Raw genomic sequence first — 17,543 nt, forward strand, 5'->3', positions numbered from 1 at the left:
ATTTCGAAGACAAAAGTACAGTTTTCTCATGCAAACATGCCACATTATTTGTTCAAAACACCTAAAATATTGACTTCCATATAGTCAACATCTGGCATAGGACCACGGTCATTGTAAAAACGTATGGTATTCAGTCCCTTGCGTAATCGTAGTGTCAGCATGACCGTGCCATCAACCACTTGTTGAGCTGTGATGCGCTGTTCCTTACTGCCATTTATACTGACTGTAAACGCTAAGTTTTCAGGAAAAGCGCTACATTTGATGGTGACGCAATAATCATCAGTTTTCTGACACCACACGTCGCGCCATTGCAAGTCGTTGTCTGCCCTTCCGCCCAAGTTCGTCACTTTCATGCCGCCGCTGCAGAGGGAGTCTTCCTTGTAGAAAGCCGTGCCAACGGCTAAAGGATTACTCAACTCCTGATAACTGCTCAGATAGGCAGTTTCAGCCTCATAGCGGATGCGAGGCAGTCGCTGAGTGGCTGTAAGGCGGAAGATGCGACAACCGTGAGGAGGAACGGATTGAGTGAAGAGTTGAGAGTTGAGAGTGTAGAGTTCTTGCGTCCCTCTGGTAGCAAGCGTCCTTCGGCCGAGCGTGCTACCGCTGTCAAAGACATCCTTTGCTTGGACTTTGCCGCCAAGTTCCAAGTCAGCCAAACTGACTTGCACGGTCTGGGGCTCGTCGGTGGGGTTATAGAAGGCGACGGCACGAGTGAGACCACCACGCTCCAAAAGATCTTTTGCCAGGACATAAGTACCGGTCTTCAAGTCGTGTTGCACAACTTGGGCTTGAAGTCCCAATGGATCTTGGTCAATGGCTATAAGGTCGCGGTTTTTCAAAAGTTCAAGGGTCTGTGGCTTGAGCTTTGTCATATCGCAACCGATGAGAAGCGGACTGCTCATCATACACCATATACCAAAGTGGGTACGGTCTTCCTCAGCTGTAAGCGAGCGTCCCACCTCAAGCATATCCATATCGTTGTAGTGACCATTGCCAGCATAAGCCGAGAGATAGAGGTTCTGCTTTATTATCTCCTTCACAACTGACCATCTCGGACTGATGTCACGCGACATTCGCCATGAGGATGCCACGTCAGAAACCCACGTACCAGGGTAGTCCCAACGACATACATTCATACGCACATCCTTGCGGCCTGTATTAAGTATGGCCTGACGTATGGCGGTATAGCGTTCCTGAGGATCGAGTTCCAGATGCAGGCTGTTACGACTGGCAGAGCCGCCGCAGAAGTCAATCTTTATGAAGTCGAAGCCCAGCTCACGGAAATACATGTCACAGTCCTGCTGGTCGTGACCATAGAGACCCACGCCCTCGGCTATCGAGTCCTTGTCATACCAGTTACCGCAGGTGTTAGCTCCTGCATCGCTATAGATGCCTGCCTTCAGTCCTAATGAGTGGATATGATCCACCACTGGCTTCAAACCTTTAGGGAATCGCGTGGGATGAATCTTCAGACGGCCAGTCTGCTCATCACGCCCACCAAAGAACCCGTCATCTATATTAATATAGGTGTAGCCCACGTCCTTCAGTCCCTGAGCCACCATTGCATCAGCCTGACGCATTATGAGCGAGTCGCTGATGTTTACGCGATAAGTATTCCATGAACTCCAGCCCATGGTGGGCAGTTCATGTTTCTGCCTGCTCATTATACGTATTGTACCTCCGTTAGGGTTGATATTGACCAGAGTAGTTCTTCCCTTTTTAACAAGTGTCAATTGGCGTCCTTCTTGAATAGCGTTTCCCACAGGTGCATCAATAACCAAGGTCAACGGATGACTGAAAAGTTCTGGGTCCAGTGTTGATTTTATATTGATTTCAAATCCAAAGGTTCTTTCCTTCACTTTCAGTTGCGTATTGTCACGCTCTTTCACGTATGCCGTCACGTCGCGCAGTGTTGCCACCCACAGCTCAGACTGCCTCATCTGCAGATAGTCCATGAAATGCCATAACAGCTGCGGATTATTGAAATGGTCGTAACCCTGAGTGATGCCATGGGTCATAGTTATGCCCCATTTCTTTTGGGCAATGAGCGAATCAACATAAGCATAGAGGAACGGCAATGAACGCTTAGAACCGAGCGACATCTGAAACAGGCGGCTCCCCACCCTGCCCTTTTCACAGAAAGCTATTGTTTCATCATTCTTGCTGTTGCCAGGATATACAAAGGTCATGGGCTTGATGCCTGTATGCGCTTCAATGGCAGAGTCATTAAGACGTACCTCACGCTGGAGTTCTTCCCTGTTCAGACGCGTCAGAGCCTTGTGCTCCCATCCGTGGCTGGTAATCTCCTGACCATCGGCAGCCATCTCGCGTAACATGTCCCATGTCATACATGGGGTGCCGTTGGTCCCGTTCTGCCGGTCTTGTTTTGAGCGCATCACACCACCTACCTTCGAACCAATGACGGCAAAGGTTGCATGCATATTGCGTTTCTTCAGCTCCGGGAAAACATGCGTATAGTGTTCCTGAAGCCCATCGTCAAATGTGAGCGTGAGCGCAGCCTTACGGTTACCATAGAAAGGAGCAATGCTGACTTTCTCCTGTGCGAAAAGCGACACAGCGATACCTAACAGACAAGCAATAACAAAGAGACGTTCTTTGCTCATAAACACGATAATTATTTTCATTGATACAAAAGTATTACACAAACGACGACAACATTCGGTAATCAAGTTCAAAATATAGTAGTTTAGTACAAGAGGAATACTATTACAGCGTAAAAGCTATAGAATTAGACTTCAGTATAGTCTGATAAAGAAGGTAATATAAACAGAGCTATTTTACAAAGTCGACGAGTTTGGCGACCAAAGTCGACGAGTTTGGTGACCAAAGTCGACGAGTTTGGTCATCAAGGTAGTCAAAACTGCATTACAAGGCTGTCAGTACATGATTGCAATTCAATTAGAAAAAAGAAATGATTTGCTTGGAGATAAATAAGATTATTCGTATTTTTGCAAAATCCAAAACGGAAACTTAAAAATGAGACTACTACACATTGTTTTTTATATATGTCTCTGCATTTTAGGAGTGCAGAGCAGTTTTGCTGCTAATAACGACAAGCAAAACAACGCCAACGGTTATAAACTGCATAGCCGACATATCAGTACTGCTGACGGCCTGACGAGCAATGCCATCAACGAGATGGTGCAAGACACAGAGGGTTATATCTGGATGGCAACTAACAACGGTCTGAGCCGATACGACGGTTACGTAGCCGTGAACTATTCATCGGTAGCATGCGACGATGAGCATCACCTTCACGCACGAATAGGACGTATCTATCACGACCCGTCAGCCAATCTTCTTTGGCTGAACACCGCCACCTACCAGATAGCATGCTACGACTTGGCGCATGCACGGTTTACCGACTGGTCTGGAGACGGCGACTGCTACAAGCAGTTCAACAAGATGATGCTCACCCGACAGGGAATGGTGCTCTATGGTGCTGGACTCGGTGCGCGTCTCAGTCACAAGGAGAGTGATGACAGGTTCAGCATGACAGAATGGACACGTAGCAATGGCTCACTCCCCAATGACGATGTGCTGATGGTGGTGGAGGACTCGCTGGGCAACGTGTGGCTGCCTACCAAACGTGGCATCAGCGTAAACGGAACTATCGTTGACTCTACCCACTGCATCATTGCAGCAGGTGCTGGAAAAGAAGCTTTCTTCCTGACAAGCGAAGGCGAAGTGCTCGTTTACAACGACAAGCAACTGAAAAAGACGTTTGCCATACCCAGCACCATAGGACACCCACGGAAAGTGAACACCAGTTTCCTGTGGCAGGGACTGTGGATGCTATTCACGCCAGACGGAACCTATGCCATAGACCTAAAGCAGGGCATAACCTCAAAGCCTCAGCAGTGGCAGGTTGCTGACGGTCTGAACCAGGGAACTTGCGACGGCTACCACTTCATTGGCACACGAAAGGGAGAGCTTTGGATATTCCCTGAAGCAGGAACGCCACAACGATTAGACCTTATAGCCAACGCGCAGCTGACTACTAACAAAGGGTGGCTGTTCCATGTAGCAAAGGACAAGGGAGGTCGCCTGTTCATAGCGACCTACGGTGCTGGTCTCTATGTCTATGACACAGCGAACGGCAGCCTGACAAACTATACCGCCAATGACCGCTTACCTCTCATAGGCTCAAATTATCTTATGTCGGCCATGACAGACCGTCAGGGCAACATTTGGTTAGCCACAGAGACAGCTGGCACCTATTGCATCACTGTGGTAGATAGCGAGACAGCAAACTTCACTAACCTCGACACAGACAACCAGGGGGAATGGAGCAACACGGTCAGCACATTGACGCTGCAGAAAGACGGACGTCTCTTTATCGGCATGCGCGACGGCCACACCTTTACAGCCACAAGCGGCAACACAGCAATCAATGCCATAGGTGACAGACACAAGGTTGCCGTAAGAGCCTATCTGATTGATAGCAAGGGGCGGGAATGGATTGGAACATGGGGCAACGGACTCACCGTTGACGGTAAGCACTACTGCACTACCGACACCATCAACAATATCACTTCTGACTTCATAAACAATATTATTGAAGGAACTGACGGAACGATTTGGATTGGCACTTGGAACAGCGGAATCGTGCGCTTTAACGAAAACGGCAAGATGACGCAGATGACTCAAGGCAACATCAACAGCAACCGCATCAACGACATCGTGATGGGAGCCGACGGCACACTATGGGCAGCAACCAAGGACGGAGTCTTACGATTAGCAAAAGACGGATCGATGACCATGTTCAACACGTCAAACAACCTCTTCCCTAACGATGAGGCAAACGATTTGTTCATTATTGATGACACGCTATGGGTGGCTACTTCCGGAGGTGTTGTCAAATGCAACATCGGTCAGGACGCAAACCTCAATATCTTGGGGAGCTACACCATTGAGCAAGGGTTGTCTAATAACAGTGCAATGGCACTGACAAAAGACATGCAGGGTAACATCTGGGTAGGTACAGAAGATGGTATTTCACGCATAGACAAAGAGAGAGGTACGGTTAACAGCTATCGGTTTACAGACAGTCCACAGGGCAACATAACAAGCGCAGGCTGTGCGCTGACAACAGCCAACGGAAACCTGATATTCGGCACAGCCGACGGTCTGCTGACGATAAACCCTCAGAGGTTCAGCAATGGCGAGGCACGCCCGCTGATTATCACGAATATGACAGTCAACGGTACTGCACACCTTACCGACCGTCCAACGGAGATGGAGTATGACCAAAACAAGCTGACGTTCTTCTTCTCATGTTTCGAATACAGCAATCTGCAGCGACCGATGTTCCAATACTATCTGGAAGGTTCGGAAAAGGAGTGGCAGAACACTACGACGCAAAACCGTGCAGACTATAACAACTTGCGCCCGGGACGCTACACATTCCATGTTCGCACACTGGACACCACTGGACAATGGCAACAGGCAGTGACCTACAGCTTCACAATCATGCAACCATGGTACAACCGCTGGTGGGCATGGATGATTTACATCGCGACAGCGCTGCTGGCAGGCTTCTATGTCTATAGCAACTGGCGTGAGCGTTTCGAACTGCATCAGCAGATGGCGATGGAGCGACAACTAAGCGAGCTGCGCCAAAACCTGTTCACAAACATCACCCATGAGTTTCGCACACCTCTTGCCATAATAAAAGGTGCTGTTGATAAGCTGGCTGAAGACGGTTCTAACAAGGTGGCACGCCATACGGCACAGCGCGCCACTAACCGCATGCTGCGCATGGTTAACCAATTCATGGAGTTCCGCAAGATACGCACTGGCAATCTGCGACTACAAGTGGAGGAAGGCGACTTGGCAATGTTCATTCGCGACATTGTCAACGACCTTTGGATAATTGCCAATCAGAAGAGTCAGCAACTGACATTCATACCAACAGAGCGACACATGACAGCCACTTTCGATATGGAGATGGTAGAGACAATGGTTTACAACCTTATATCGAATGCGATCAAATATACGCCTGAACGTGGCGACATCAATGTGAGGCTGAGGAAGGCTGACGACACGTTTGTGCTCACTGTGGAAGACAGCGGTCCTGGCATTGACCTAGACAAGCAGGAATCGCTGTTCAAGCCATTCATGAACGGATATGCTGCGCGAGGAGGCATGGGCATCGGTCTTTATACAACCCACGAGATGGCAAAGACCCACAAAGGCAGTCTGAGCTACAACCGCATCAGTGAAGCCGGAGGCTCAAAATTCACGTTACGTCTGCCTGCTACCGATGTCTATTCAGAGAAAGATTATCGCGACACGCCACTGGCAGCTATTGAGACAAAGGAAAGAAGCGAAAGCACTGGCGAGCCACTGAGCGAGATACTGCCCGAGGCGCTTAACGACAAAGTGGTGGCAATCATAGAAGACGATGCCGACATGATGGAACAGATAAAGACAGAGGTGGGTGTGTATTTCAAGATAGAGTGCTACGCCTGCGGACAGGCAGCAATAGACGGCATCGTAGCATCAAAGCCGTCGCTGGTCATCTGTGACGTCATGCTGCCCGACATGGATGGCTACGACATCGTTAGTCGTTTGAAGAACGACAGCAACACATCATCACTTCCCATAATAATGCTAACGGCACTTAACGATGAGACCCACCAGATACGCGCCTACAAGGCTGGAGCCGATGACTATATGGTGAAGCCATGCAACTTCCGCTTGCTTATAGCTCGCGCCATGCAACTGATGAAATGGAGCATGACAGTTGCTACGCAAAAAGCCGACGGAGACTCAAGCGAGACAAAGACGCCACAGCCGAGTCTTATTGACAACCGACTCGACAAGCTGTTCTTGGAGAAGCTGGAGAAATATACGAATCAGAACCTAAGCAACGAGACGTTCAACATTGACCGATTGGCGGAAATGATGAACATGGGACGCACAAAGTTCTATGGAAAGGTGAAGGAGTTGACAGGCATGTCGCCAAATAAATACCTCCAAGAAGCGCGCATGCGCCGTGCTGGCGAGCTGCTTCTTGAAGGTAAATATACTATTAGCGAAGTGAGCTATAAGGTGGGCATCCAGGACCCGTCTTATTTCAACAAGGTGTTCAAGGCTCACTTCGGAGTGGTGCCGAGCAAATATGGGAGAAGCTGACTTACTCTTCTTCGTTCAAAGAATACGTCGAAAACTTTTTAGTCTTCGTCTTCTTCGTCGTCCCAAGAGCCGCGGCGAGAAAGTGCATCTCCACCACTATGATTTGTACTTCCAAAATTTTCATTGAACGAGGCCTGGAGTAACGCCTGTTTGCTCCTTACCTTTACGATTGTTATTGTAGGAATGCTATATATCTTCTTCATATGCTGTTCTCTCCTTTATTTAATAATTACCTTTTTTCCATTATGCACATAGATGCCCTTTGTAGGCTGAGTAACGCGACGACCTTGCAGGTTGTAGACAACTTTCTCGCCTTCGGAAAGGGTTGGGGTGAGGTTCTTAATTCCTGTCGTTTCATCAGCAAATACCACATTCATGGAACGACCAAGAGCCGATGCACCATCGCTTATTTTCAAGAAAGCCTTGCCAGCAGCGATTTCTCCGCTGGTGATAGGGTTAAATTGTACAGTAGCACCGCCATTTTCAGAAGTAAGAGCATATATTGTGTATGCAGGATCTGTGAATGCATCATATGCTGTAGCCGTGAAGAAAGCACCTGTCAGATGGCCTTTATCCGTTGAGGAACTACCCGCAGCAGGAATATCATAATTTGTATTAGGCGTTCCCTTCAAGATAACCCCCGTTCCCGCTGGCACATTGTTAACCTTAGTAAGTGTTACAGTGCTGCTTTCGCAAGTGGCAGTGTATGCAGTCAGACCTTTGACGCCAGAAAAATCGAGGGCACAAGGCGTATAGAGCGTGGCCCAGCCTGTGCTACCGATACTTACTGACTGCTGGGTATAAACATGAATATAATTAATTCTTCCATAGTTGTTTGTGTAACTCGTGCAATAATAATACATTGTTCGCTCACTCTTTGATGCAGAAAGACTGATAGTTACATCTTTACTTCCGTTTGAAGCATTAAAATTCTGTAAAGTATTTGTACCATCTGTCAAAACCGAAGGTCTGTTGTTAGAAGCTGTTGCTTTGATTAATAGACCAATGGCCTTGTCTGCTGGAATCTTGAACTGAACAGTGCCTGCACCTGTTGAGGTATTACCTTCGCCATTCAAATCAATATAACCATTGCGAATCTGTGCTACACCACTGCCATAATAAATATTGTCCTTGGTGATTCCATTGTAATTTACACTCATCGTTGGCGTAGTAAAATCCCAAGAGGTATTACCAGTGATTGCGACAGTTGTATTGCCTTTAGGATAGAACTCTATGGTTTTGAAGCCTGGAGCTTTCTTGTCGTTATTCACACTAATAGCATAAATAAAATATTGCTTACCAGCCTCAACATCAAAAGCTGCCATATTTTCTGAACCATAGGATGCTGTATTATCTCCAGAGAACGATGCTACTTCAGACGAGCCGTCGCTAACTTTGAGAGTCATCTGGGAGTAGTATTGAAGTTTCATAATCACTCTTCCCGCAACGCCAGCCTTGAAGCTAACCATATTTGCCCCTGCTGCTGTAGGTGTACTTGCAAGTGCAGTGGGTAAATAAACGTACGAATTGGAAACCTGCTTGATTCCGCTACCAAGATAGATGTTGTCAACAATCATTCCGTCGTATGTGGCAGCATAAGGGCGATTGGTAAAATCCCATTTTGTGTATTCACTAACCGCTGTCAGGCTTGTTGCCAAAGTATTGGTTAGAATGATTTTCCGTATCTGAAGGGGCCTGTCTGCTGTGGCGGTATTATATATATATGCCGTTACGGGAGCATTTGTACAATTGGTATATATACCATCCTGTAAACTATTGACAGCTGCATTGTACTGGTAACGAAAAGTTGTTCCTGCCGAAATGTTAAAGCAGCTGCTGTAATTATTATTATAAGTCAACTGACCTGTCACCTTTAATGTATAGCCTGCAGGAACGACAACACTAAAATAGTCGTGAGAAGGAACATTGTCAGTTACAGTAGTACTCTTTGTACCAAAAGAGTACCCTTGACTTGCTGTGTAGGTAAACGCATTGGTCGCATGTATGGCTACAGCCTCAGAACTATTGTAGGCCGTCTCGTTTGATGCCGACGTTGTACCAGTTGTTGCATAATAATAGACCGTAGCCTCAGCAGGCTTACTAATAGTGCTCCATCCTGAGGCGGTAAAGTCCCATGTGCGAGTGACTGCCTGTCCCCACGCAGAACTCACCCCCAGCATCATTACTGCGGCGAGCAATAATCCTTTAAAAGTAGTTTTAAATTTCTTCATAATAGTTTTTAAATTAATTTTTTGATTTGATGGCAAAAGTAGCGGAAATAAGGGGTAGAAGCTACTGTACAAATGTTCATACGCTTGTACTATTGTTCAATTAGCCCAAAATTACATGAATAATTATATGGTCAATTCGTGGTAATTACATGTCAAGTAATCACTATGATTAATACTCATCGTCATCATCGTCCCACACAGAACGGGATTTGCGTGACAGGTACTCATCGGTAGTATCATCATCAATTGTAGTGCTCAGATTGCCAGTGCCAGACACACCATAGACGCTCGAACATATCATCTTTTCCGCAACAACATGAACAATAGTTATTGCAGGACTCAAATATATCTTTTTCATCGTAGTTTGTTTACTGATTCTTATTTCACCATGACTTTTCTCACAGTTCCATCGGTATCGACAACAATATTGATACCCTTCTTCAGTCCTGACTGCAACGTTCCGCTAACAGAATATATCATCAGAGCTTTCTTCGCCATGTCAGCATTATCTGTTGGAAGGGTGACAATGTCTGTCGTATCATCATATAAAAGACGGAAGGCACGGGCTTGCGTAACGGTGCCAAACTGCAGGTATGCTTTATACTGTGCAATGGAGGTACCTGTATATTTCTTGAAGCCTGCAGTATTGTCATCAATCTGCGCAAGCACATAGATGGGATCAGCGGCATTTGTATAATCATAGTCTGTCAAGGCAGCATCAGCAGTGCCCACGAGCAGGTTGTCAGACCAAGTAGCAGCCGTCATCGACTTTTCGAAGCGGTAGAGTCCCTTTACGCTGTTGAACAGAAAGCCCTGCTTGGCAGGAATGATGCCACCGGCATCGACCTTGGTCAGCGTGATAGTGCCAGTATCCTCACCATCCTCATAGTCGCTGACATAATAAACGCATGCGTCATCGGGCACCACAGCAGGATAAGGTAGCGACATCGAGCCCCATCCGATAGGGGTAACACGGTTATAGATAGAAGTATTGTCAGTGGGTACAAAACGCAAGGCAGCTACGTTACTAGTACTACCGCTTACATAGACGAAGGTTCCTGCTGTCGTAGAAGTATAGCTCAATTCCTTCATATCGCTATCATCGGTGGTTGTTAGATCTGCAACTTTTGTTCCGTTGAAATAGAGAGAACCGGTACCACCGCCGCTTTTTAGCAAACTGAATTTACCAGGCACGGCGGCATTGATAGCGAAGTCGCAGGAGATGCTAGCACTGGCCGTCTGAGAATATGTTGGCGTCACAACCGGACTAGCTCCATTACTGCGTGCCGTGCTAGTCACAGTGACGGATGTTCCGTCCGCGAACTGATAGATGCCGGCTCCTTGACTTCCACTTTTCCATGAGCGGTTGCTCGTAGCACCTTTTGTGTAATACATGCCATTATTACATCCTGTGGCCTTGCTGTAATCTGAGCTATATGATGAAGGAAAACCAAAGTTCTGACAAAGCCAAGTCGTCTCTTTCCATACCACCTCATCATTACCAAACTTCGTATAGACATCCACAAAATCGTATGCGACAGCTGATGGCGCAAGTTTCACGATGCTATAGGCAGCCATAGCATCACCAGCAGGCACGCTGAGGATGGCCTCTCCCTGATATACTTTTGTCTTGCCATCTGCCTTGTTAAACTGCGTACCATCAAAGATGTACTGCGCGTTGCCTGTCTCAGTATTGTTGGCCAAAGGCTTATCCCAAGCGAGCATGGGCTGCAGATAGTTCTCGGCATCAACATCGCTTGTCTGCGTATTGTCAATAGTCATAGTGTAGGTCTCGCTGGCATCACCCTTCAGCAACACAGCTTCACCCTTACCAATAACAGTAGCTTCCACCTGTTTTGTGGCATCATCGTCGATGTCGCCTGCCTGCAAAGCATAAGCCTTCAGGCCCTCGGGCAACGTCAGTGGAGCCAGTGCCAGATTAGTGAATACCGCATAGCCGTCGCTGCTCATCGTAGCCTGACGAAGAGACGTCTTGTCCTCGGAGGGAACGAAACGGAAAGCGTAAACACGACTATTCTGTCTTCCTGAGAAATAGACAAAGGTACCTGGTTCTGTTGAAGTATATTTCAGCTCTACGGCTGTCGTTGAACTGCTATTGACAGTTACTGCTTTAGTTCCGTTGAAATAAATACGGTGTTCTATTTCTGTATCGTTGTTGGAGGCGACCAGCACATAGAATGTACCTGGATAGAGGGCATTGATAGCAAAATAGTCGCCAAAACTGCTACCGGCTGCGGTCATCGTTGATGCTACTGTAGGATCAGACCACGGGTTAACATAGTCGTTGGTCAAGTTATAATGCTTGGTTACAGTTACAACTGTTTCGTCAGAGAACGACATATTGGTTGACGAAATAGTCCCAGTCTTGAAAGAGCGGTTGTTTGAATTTCCGGTACAGCAATACAGTCCATTATGCTCTACGAGTCTTGTTCCATCATATACGGGAACAGTCATGCTCTCCAGTGTCCATGTGCGGGCCTCGCCTACCACAACCTCGGTTCCGAAGTCATGGGCAGGAGCGGTTTCGGCGTCAGCCTCCGGCTCGTCAAAGGTCAGTTCGCTGTAGTCACACTGGGCGGCGCCGTTACTGATGGAGAGGTATGCCTTTCCGGCAGCCACGCTGACAGGTGTGCTCACTTTTGTGAATTTCTTGTTTGCAAAGGTGTAGTTTACGAAGTCCTCGCCTGAGGTTTCTTCAACGTCGCCAGTGGTCTGCTGTGCAGTCATGGCGTTCTCGCCCTCGTAGTTCTGAGCTGTCCAGACGAAGGGCAGCTTATATTCTGTCGATGGGGCTCCCTGCAGTATGACACCTGTGTTCTTGTCCACTGCCAACAGCTGAGTCATCTCCACCATTGAGTTGCTCTCTGCTGATGGAGCCACAGCCCATGCTGTCAGTCCTGTAGGCAGTCCGAGGTTGGCACCAGTGATGTTGCCGAAGGTGGCATAGCCGTCGGCATCAGTAGTAATGGTACGCTGTGCCGTGCGGTCGATAGTGGGTACGTATCGAGCACCCCAAAGTTTATAAGGGCTATTTGTCCATATATAATAAGTACCAGCCGAAGATGCCGTATATGTAACCTCGCGTATCGTATTAACCGTCTCACTTGTAGCAGTCTCGGTTGCCACAATTTTTCCGTTAAAGATAAGAGACAGATGCTTGTCGACAGTTTCCAGAGCCACCTTTATTGTGAATGTTCCTGGATAGAGTACGTTCAGAGTAATACAGTTACCGCCACCATGCGAGGCGTTCCAGTCTGCACTGACAGCATTTTCGCCAATATTACTGCCCAAGTTACAACGCACATACGATGTGCTGCTTTGCACATAGCTGTCAGGATAGGTCAGTGTCTGTGCTGTCTGACCTGTATTATATTCGAATCTGCGCTGTGTACTGCCACCTCCGAATAAATACATACAGTCAACAATCTGCGAACCGGAATAGAACGATCCGCTCTGCTTGTCGAAATTCCATGTGAAGGTCTCACCCACAAACTCATCGGTTCCAAAGTCGGAATAGTCCACCTGTGCATACTCCACATCGAGTTTGTCGCCACTGATAACGCCCTCGTCCACCATGCGGTTGTAGAGACGTTTGCCGAAGAGCTCTGCCGAGGGAGCATCGAAGTGCTTCGCATCGCTGAGCATCGTCAGGTCGCGCAGGTCGATGACGTGGAAGTTGGCATCCTCATCCTCAAGGGTATAGAAAGCCTTCTCCACTGTTGAGTTGCAGAGTGAAGAGGCATGGGGAATAGTGCCACAGAAGAATGGCAGCTTGGCATACTTCGACTCGCCCGTCTTGGTTACGAGGTGGTTGCGCACGTATGCCACCATTGCCTTCAGGTTGTTATAGTAAGAGCCTGCAGCGTTCTTGTCACTCTCACCCTGATGCCAGATAATGGCCTTGATGTCCACATCATCACCCTGATTATTAATGGCATCAATGGCTGCATCGATATTGGCTATCCACGCCTTCAGCAGCGATTGTCCGGTATAGGTAGTAGCATCTTTTTCAAAGTTAGTACCGGCAATACCTGTAGCAGCCAGGAAGGTGGGGTCAGCGCTCCAGTGGTAACCTGAACCGTAGCCACCAACGAAGGGCTTGTCGTTCACAGTTCCGCCGCTGTTGCTCACTGATGGGTCTATGCTCGTACCGCCGTAACTTGTCTTAGCAACATAGAAAGTCTCATTCAGAGCCTGTCCTATATAATAATAGGTTACAGCATCGTAGGCCCAACGGTCAGGCTGTCCTGTACCATTACTCGTAGGAAAATAAGGGTAGAACACACCTAAGCGCCCTTCGGAGTAAGGGGCATGGTATGACACCAGCGCATTTGTGTTAGCCGACTGCAGATAGCTGGGAAGAGTTTCTGCATAGAGTCGTCCGTCGGTGTTCGACTGTCCTCCTGTCAGGAACAGCTTCTTAGTAGCAGCTGAAGCGCTGATAGTCAGAAGCATTGAGAGAAGCACGGATAGTAGTTTCTTCATTTTCATATGTTTTAGCAGATTAGTTCGTTCTGGCAGCAAAAGTAGAACAAACGAGCAGCCAAGACATAGAAAAATCGTTCAGATAACAGGAAAAATGTGCAAATAAACTATTTGACTATTTTCTTTTTCAGCATTAGGCCAAAAACTCGCTGACCAAGCGTCTGCGCTCCTTCAGCATCGAAGTGCAGGCGGTCACGCTGAAGAGAAAGGCCTTCAGCCTCAACAACATAGAAATGCTTGTCTTCCTCAGCCAACCTGTGTAGTGCATCGACAACCTCCTGCCGGCGCATACGACTGCCTTTGGCAAAGGTTCCACATACCACAGGCAACTTTGCATAGCGCTTACGACCCGTGATGCTTACCAGATGCTGACGCACATGAGCAATAACAGCCTTAAGATTCTCGTAATAATTGGAAGGTGCCTCACAGTCGCTCTCGCCTTGATGCCAGATAAGACACTTTATGTCTGAAGTCTGAGAGCTGAGGGTTGAGAGACAGTCATCAATCTGACGTTCAAAAGCCAATAGCAACGACTTGCCACCATGACTGGCAGAGGTGGTGTGATTCAAGAAAGCCGTGTCAGCACTCCAATAGAGCCTGTGAGTACTACGTTTACACAAAGTGTCAATAGCCGTTCCGCCATCAGTATGCTTAATAACATAGAAAGGTTTCTGCCACAGCTCTTCCAACTTCTTATAGACCACAGCGTCAAAGCCCCAACTTGCCTCAATCTTCGGTTTCGCCACACGAGGCGAGAAAGGCGAAAACTGTCCAGAAGCCGTTTCAAAATCACCACTGCCATAGCTCCACTGGCAATATTGATAGGAGTTGTAGGCATTGGGCAATTCTGATAATGGCACACGTCCGTCGGCATTGGATTGTCCTGCAACAAGAATAACAGGAACACGCTTACGCGCCGTACAAACAGTTACGATGCTGAGCAGCAGGCAGAAAAGGAGTAATCGTCTCATTATTTTATATGTTGCAACAGGAACTGCTCGGCCACGGGTAGAAAGAGGTCGTGGCCATTGGCATTGAGGTGAGCGGTATCCGTACCCTTGCCGCCCTGGAAGTACTTCTTGCGGAAATCGAAGCTGTCGGACTCGATATTGCTGTCGCGTGAAGCGTCGAACACGGGAACATCGTACTTGGCGCATACCTCCTTGATGGCTTCGATGGTGCGCTGGCGGGGACTACCTGCAAAGTTCTCGCAACGCCATGGAGTGATGAAGAATATCTGTCCGTTAGGATACTTCTTACGCATGCCGCTGAGCATCACAGACAGTCGCTCCTTGAACAGGTCGACACCGATGCTGTCCAATCGTCCCTGGCTGGCATCATTATGTCCGGCAATGATGACGATATAGTCTAGCGAGTCGTTCATAGAAGCGTAGCGCTTATACATGCCCGTTCCCCACTGCTTGAGGTCAAGGGCTATGCAGTTGCCGTTCTTGCCGTAGTTGTAATACTGCATACCATATTTTTGAGCGAACTTATAGTGCCACGTGTTCTCAATCTTGTCACGGTGGTTGCGCACGTAGCTGTCGCCGATGATACCAATCTTCTTGCCATGCAAAGAGGAACGGTCGAGATGGGTCTGGATGAAGCGTAATGACTCAGCCTGACTAGATGGGAAACGCCAGTGACCGCTGGACGGCGTGATGTCGCACTGCTTCTCACACGTCATTGCGTTCCATGCTGCCCATACGGAAGTCGGGGAACAGGTTTCGTCGTTGTAGCCCCACGACATAAAGGTGGGCACTTTGAGACGGCTGGCGAAGTTGACAACGTCGAAATACTGCAAGGTAGACTCTGCAGTGAGTGTATCGATGTCAATGCGCCCGTCCTTATAGAACCCGGAGAAGAACTTCGGCCACCCACCGGCACGCTGGTGACGGAAGCCCAGCAGATCGCAGAGTGCAGGATAGAAGGGTACGCAGATGGTAGCCTTCTCATTGAGGGCTGCCGTTACAATGGTCAGTGCACCACCTTGTGAACCGCCTGTCACGATGGCATTGCGACCATCCCACTCTGGCAGCGAGCATAGGAAGTCGAGGGCGCGGACACAGCCGACGTAGACATCCTTATAATAATAAGTGTCTTTCGACTGCATGCCACGGTGCATATATCCGTCGCATTTCTTTTGACGCATGACATTATATGCATCGTCAGGAATGCGTGGGTCGTTGTCGTGAATCTCTATTTTCAGATAGATCATACCCTCTTTAGGGAAGTAGTCATCGGGATTGACCTTGGTGCTGCCGGCACCGGGAGGGCACAGTACGACGGGATGCTTCTTGCCGTCGCGAGGTTGGGCGAGCATGCCATAGAGCCACTTGTCCTTACCGACACGCAGACGGACCAGACGGGTAAGGAACTTCTCGCTGGTGGCGTTGGGAACACTGTAATATTCAGGTTCGAAGTCAACCTTACGTGCCTCACTGACCGCCTTTGTCCAGAACTTGTCGAAGTCAGCGGGCTGGGGCGTGAGTGTGCGGATCTGTTCTGGAGCGAAACCTACCTTTACGAGGTCGCCATAGCGCTTGCCATCGACATAGAACTCATACTGGCAGGCCAGGAAGCCAGGCTCTTGCATGGTGCCCATGGGAATAACGACCTCTCCATGCTTGAAGCTGACAGACTCGAACTTCTCAGGCAGGAACATCTCCTTTCCGGTTTTGTATAGCAGTGCTACATCATGGAGGGGAACACCACCGATGCGAGCAGTGATACGCAGTGAAGCCTGTTCGCCGACTTTATAGTGGCTGTCGGCATGGCTTGGCATGGCGATAAACTCCAAATATTGCTTGCGGGGATTGCCAGTCTCTTTGCTAAAGGTGGCTTGTGAGGGCGTGGCTTTGTTGATGACGGGCAGGATGGCCTTACCCCAGTATGCAGCCAATTGCTTGGCACCCTGCTCGTTGGGATGAAGCCAGTAGGACTTGCCTCGTGCATCTTTCTCTTCGAAGACGTCACTCTTATAATGGCTCTTGAAGTAACCATAAGCCTCATGGTCACCAATATGTACCTGTCCAGCCTTGCAACGTGCCACAATCTTGACAAAGCAGTCGTAATAGGTGTCAAGGAGTTTCAGACTCTTCTTAGAAGCAATGGAGCCTCCCTTTGTCTGGTAGTCGGGATAGTACCAGATAGGTTTGTTGAGCACCACATGGGCATCTGGCCAAAGCGTCAGCAACGAGTCTATTATGGCGCAGAGGTTCTTGACATAATTGCCTGGGGTGGTGTGTGAATTATGCTTACGCTCTACACTATCATTGGTACCCAGCATTATGCTGAACACAAGGGGCAGTCCCGGATGTGCTTTTACCAGTTGGTTCGCACGACTGACGATGTCGCTGAAGAATGTCTTGTCGCCGGCAGGAATGACGTCAGCAGCATTGGGAAGAAAATGATATGTCGTTCGGCCTGAGCGACCGCCGTTGCTGATATACACGGTGTCTATACCCTCTTGCTGCGACAGCCACAGCCCGCACTGAACAGGTGGTGCCGTCACGTCACGATTCTTATGCAAAGCACCATAGGTAATGCTGTTGCCTATAAACACGATGTTGGCACTCTGCTGTGCATAACTGAGTGATATATTGCCAATGATGAAGAATAATCCTAACAGTAACCTTTTCATAT

General features: G+C 48.3%; 8 protein-coding genes. 1 reads left to right on the forward strand and 7 read right to left on the reverse strand.

Going from position 1 to position 17,543, the window contains the following annotated elements:
- Positions 1-44 precede the first annotated feature (44 nt).
- A complete protein-coding gene (locus M1L52_RS00290) occupies positions 45-2,645 on the reverse strand; it encodes a polysaccharide deacetylase family protein (RefSeq protein ID WP_248612840.1) in 2,601 nt (866 codons plus the stop codon).
- A gap of 352 nt (positions 2,646-2,997) precedes the next feature.
- Between M1L52_RS00290 and M1L52_RS00295 the strand changes: the two genes are divergently transcribed.
- Positions 2,998-7,161 (forward strand): hybrid sensor histidine kinase/response regulator transcription factor, encoded by a 4,164-nt coding sequence (locus M1L52_RS00295; protein WP_248612841.1) that lies wholly within the window; start codon positions 2,998-3,000, stop codon positions 7,159-7,161.
- Between the two features lie 38 nt (positions 7,162-7,199).
- On the opposite strand, the gene M1L52_RS00300 is transcribed toward M1L52_RS00295, so the two are convergent.
- The 6 genes from M1L52_RS00300 to M1L52_RS00325 all read right to left on the reverse strand — a co-directional run bounded on the left by M1L52_RS00300 (position 7,200) and on the right by M1L52_RS00325 (position 17,541).
- Positions 7,200-7,364, reverse strand: a complete 165-nt coding sequence (locus tag M1L52_RS00300) for a hypothetical protein (protein ID WP_248612842.1) — start codon at positions 7,362-7,364, stop codon at positions 7,200-7,202.
- Positions 7,365-7,379: 15 nt separating this feature from the next.
- On the reverse strand, positions 7,380-9,392 hold the full coding sequence (locus M1L52_RS00305) for a hypothetical protein (RefSeq protein ID WP_248612843.1): 2,013 nt from the start codon (positions 9,390-9,392) through the stop codon (positions 7,380-7,382).
- 169 nt (positions 9,393-9,561) lie between these two features.
- Positions 9,562-9,750, reverse strand: a complete 189-nt coding sequence (locus tag M1L52_RS00310) for a hypothetical protein (protein WP_248612844.1) — start codon at positions 9,748-9,750, stop codon at positions 9,562-9,564.
- Positions 9,751-9,770: 20 nt separating this feature from the next.
- Positions 9,771-13,898 (reverse strand): sialate O-acetylesterase, encoded by a 4,128-nt coding sequence (locus M1L52_RS00315; RefSeq protein WP_248612845.1) that lies wholly within the window; start codon positions 13,896-13,898, stop codon positions 9,771-9,773.
- A 107-nt stretch (positions 13,899-14,005) separates the two neighbouring features.
- Positions 14,006-14,869, reverse strand: a complete 864-nt coding sequence (locus tag M1L52_RS00320) for a sialate O-acetylesterase (protein ID WP_248612846.1) — start codon at positions 14,867-14,869, stop codon at positions 14,006-14,008.
- Entirely contained in the window at positions 14,869-17,541 is a 2,673-nt protein-coding gene (locus M1L52_RS00325) for an acetylxylan esterase (protein ID WP_248612847.1), read from the reverse strand. The genes M1L52_RS00320 and M1L52_RS00325 overlap by 1 nt, the downstream gene beginning before the upstream one ends.
- Positions 17,542-17,543 lie beyond the last annotated feature (2 nt).

It is taken from the genome of Prevotella sp. E13-27 (genome assembly GCF_023217965.1).
Classification (GTDB): Bacteria; Bacteroidota; Bacteroidia; order Bacteroidales; family Bacteroidaceae; genus Prevotella.

Excerpts from the sequence above, each read along its gene's own strand:
- M1L52_RS00290 (WP_248612840.1), bottom strand. The coding sequence starts at position 2,645 with ATGAAAATAATTATCGTGTTTATGAGCAAAGAACGTCTCTTTGTTATT.
- M1L52_RS00295 (WP_248612841.1), top strand. The coding sequence starts at position 2,998 with ATGAGACTACTACACATTGTTTTTTATATATGTCTCTGCATTTTAGGA.
- M1L52_RS00300 (WP_248612842.1), bottom strand. The coding sequence starts at position 7,364 with ATGAAGAAGATATATAGCATTCCTACAATAACAATCGTAAAGGTAAGG.
- M1L52_RS00305 (WP_248612843.1), bottom strand. The coding sequence starts at position 9,392 with ATGAAGAAATTTAAAACTACTTTTAAAGGATTATTGCTCGCCGCAGTA.
- M1L52_RS00310 (WP_248612844.1), bottom strand. The coding sequence starts at position 9,750 with ATGAAAAAGATATATTTGAGTCCTGCAATAACTATTGTTCATGTTGTT.
- M1L52_RS00315 (WP_248612845.1), bottom strand. The coding sequence starts at position 13,898 with ATGAAGAAACTACTATCCGTGCTTCTCTCAATGCTTCTGACTATCAGC.
- M1L52_RS00320 (WP_248612846.1), bottom strand. The coding sequence starts at position 14,869 with ATGAGACGATTACTCCTTTTCTGCCTGCTGCTCAGCATCGTAACTGTT.
- M1L52_RS00325 (WP_248612847.1), bottom strand. The coding sequence starts at position 17,541 with ATGAAAAGGTTACTGTTAGGATTATTCTTCATCATTGGCAATATATCA.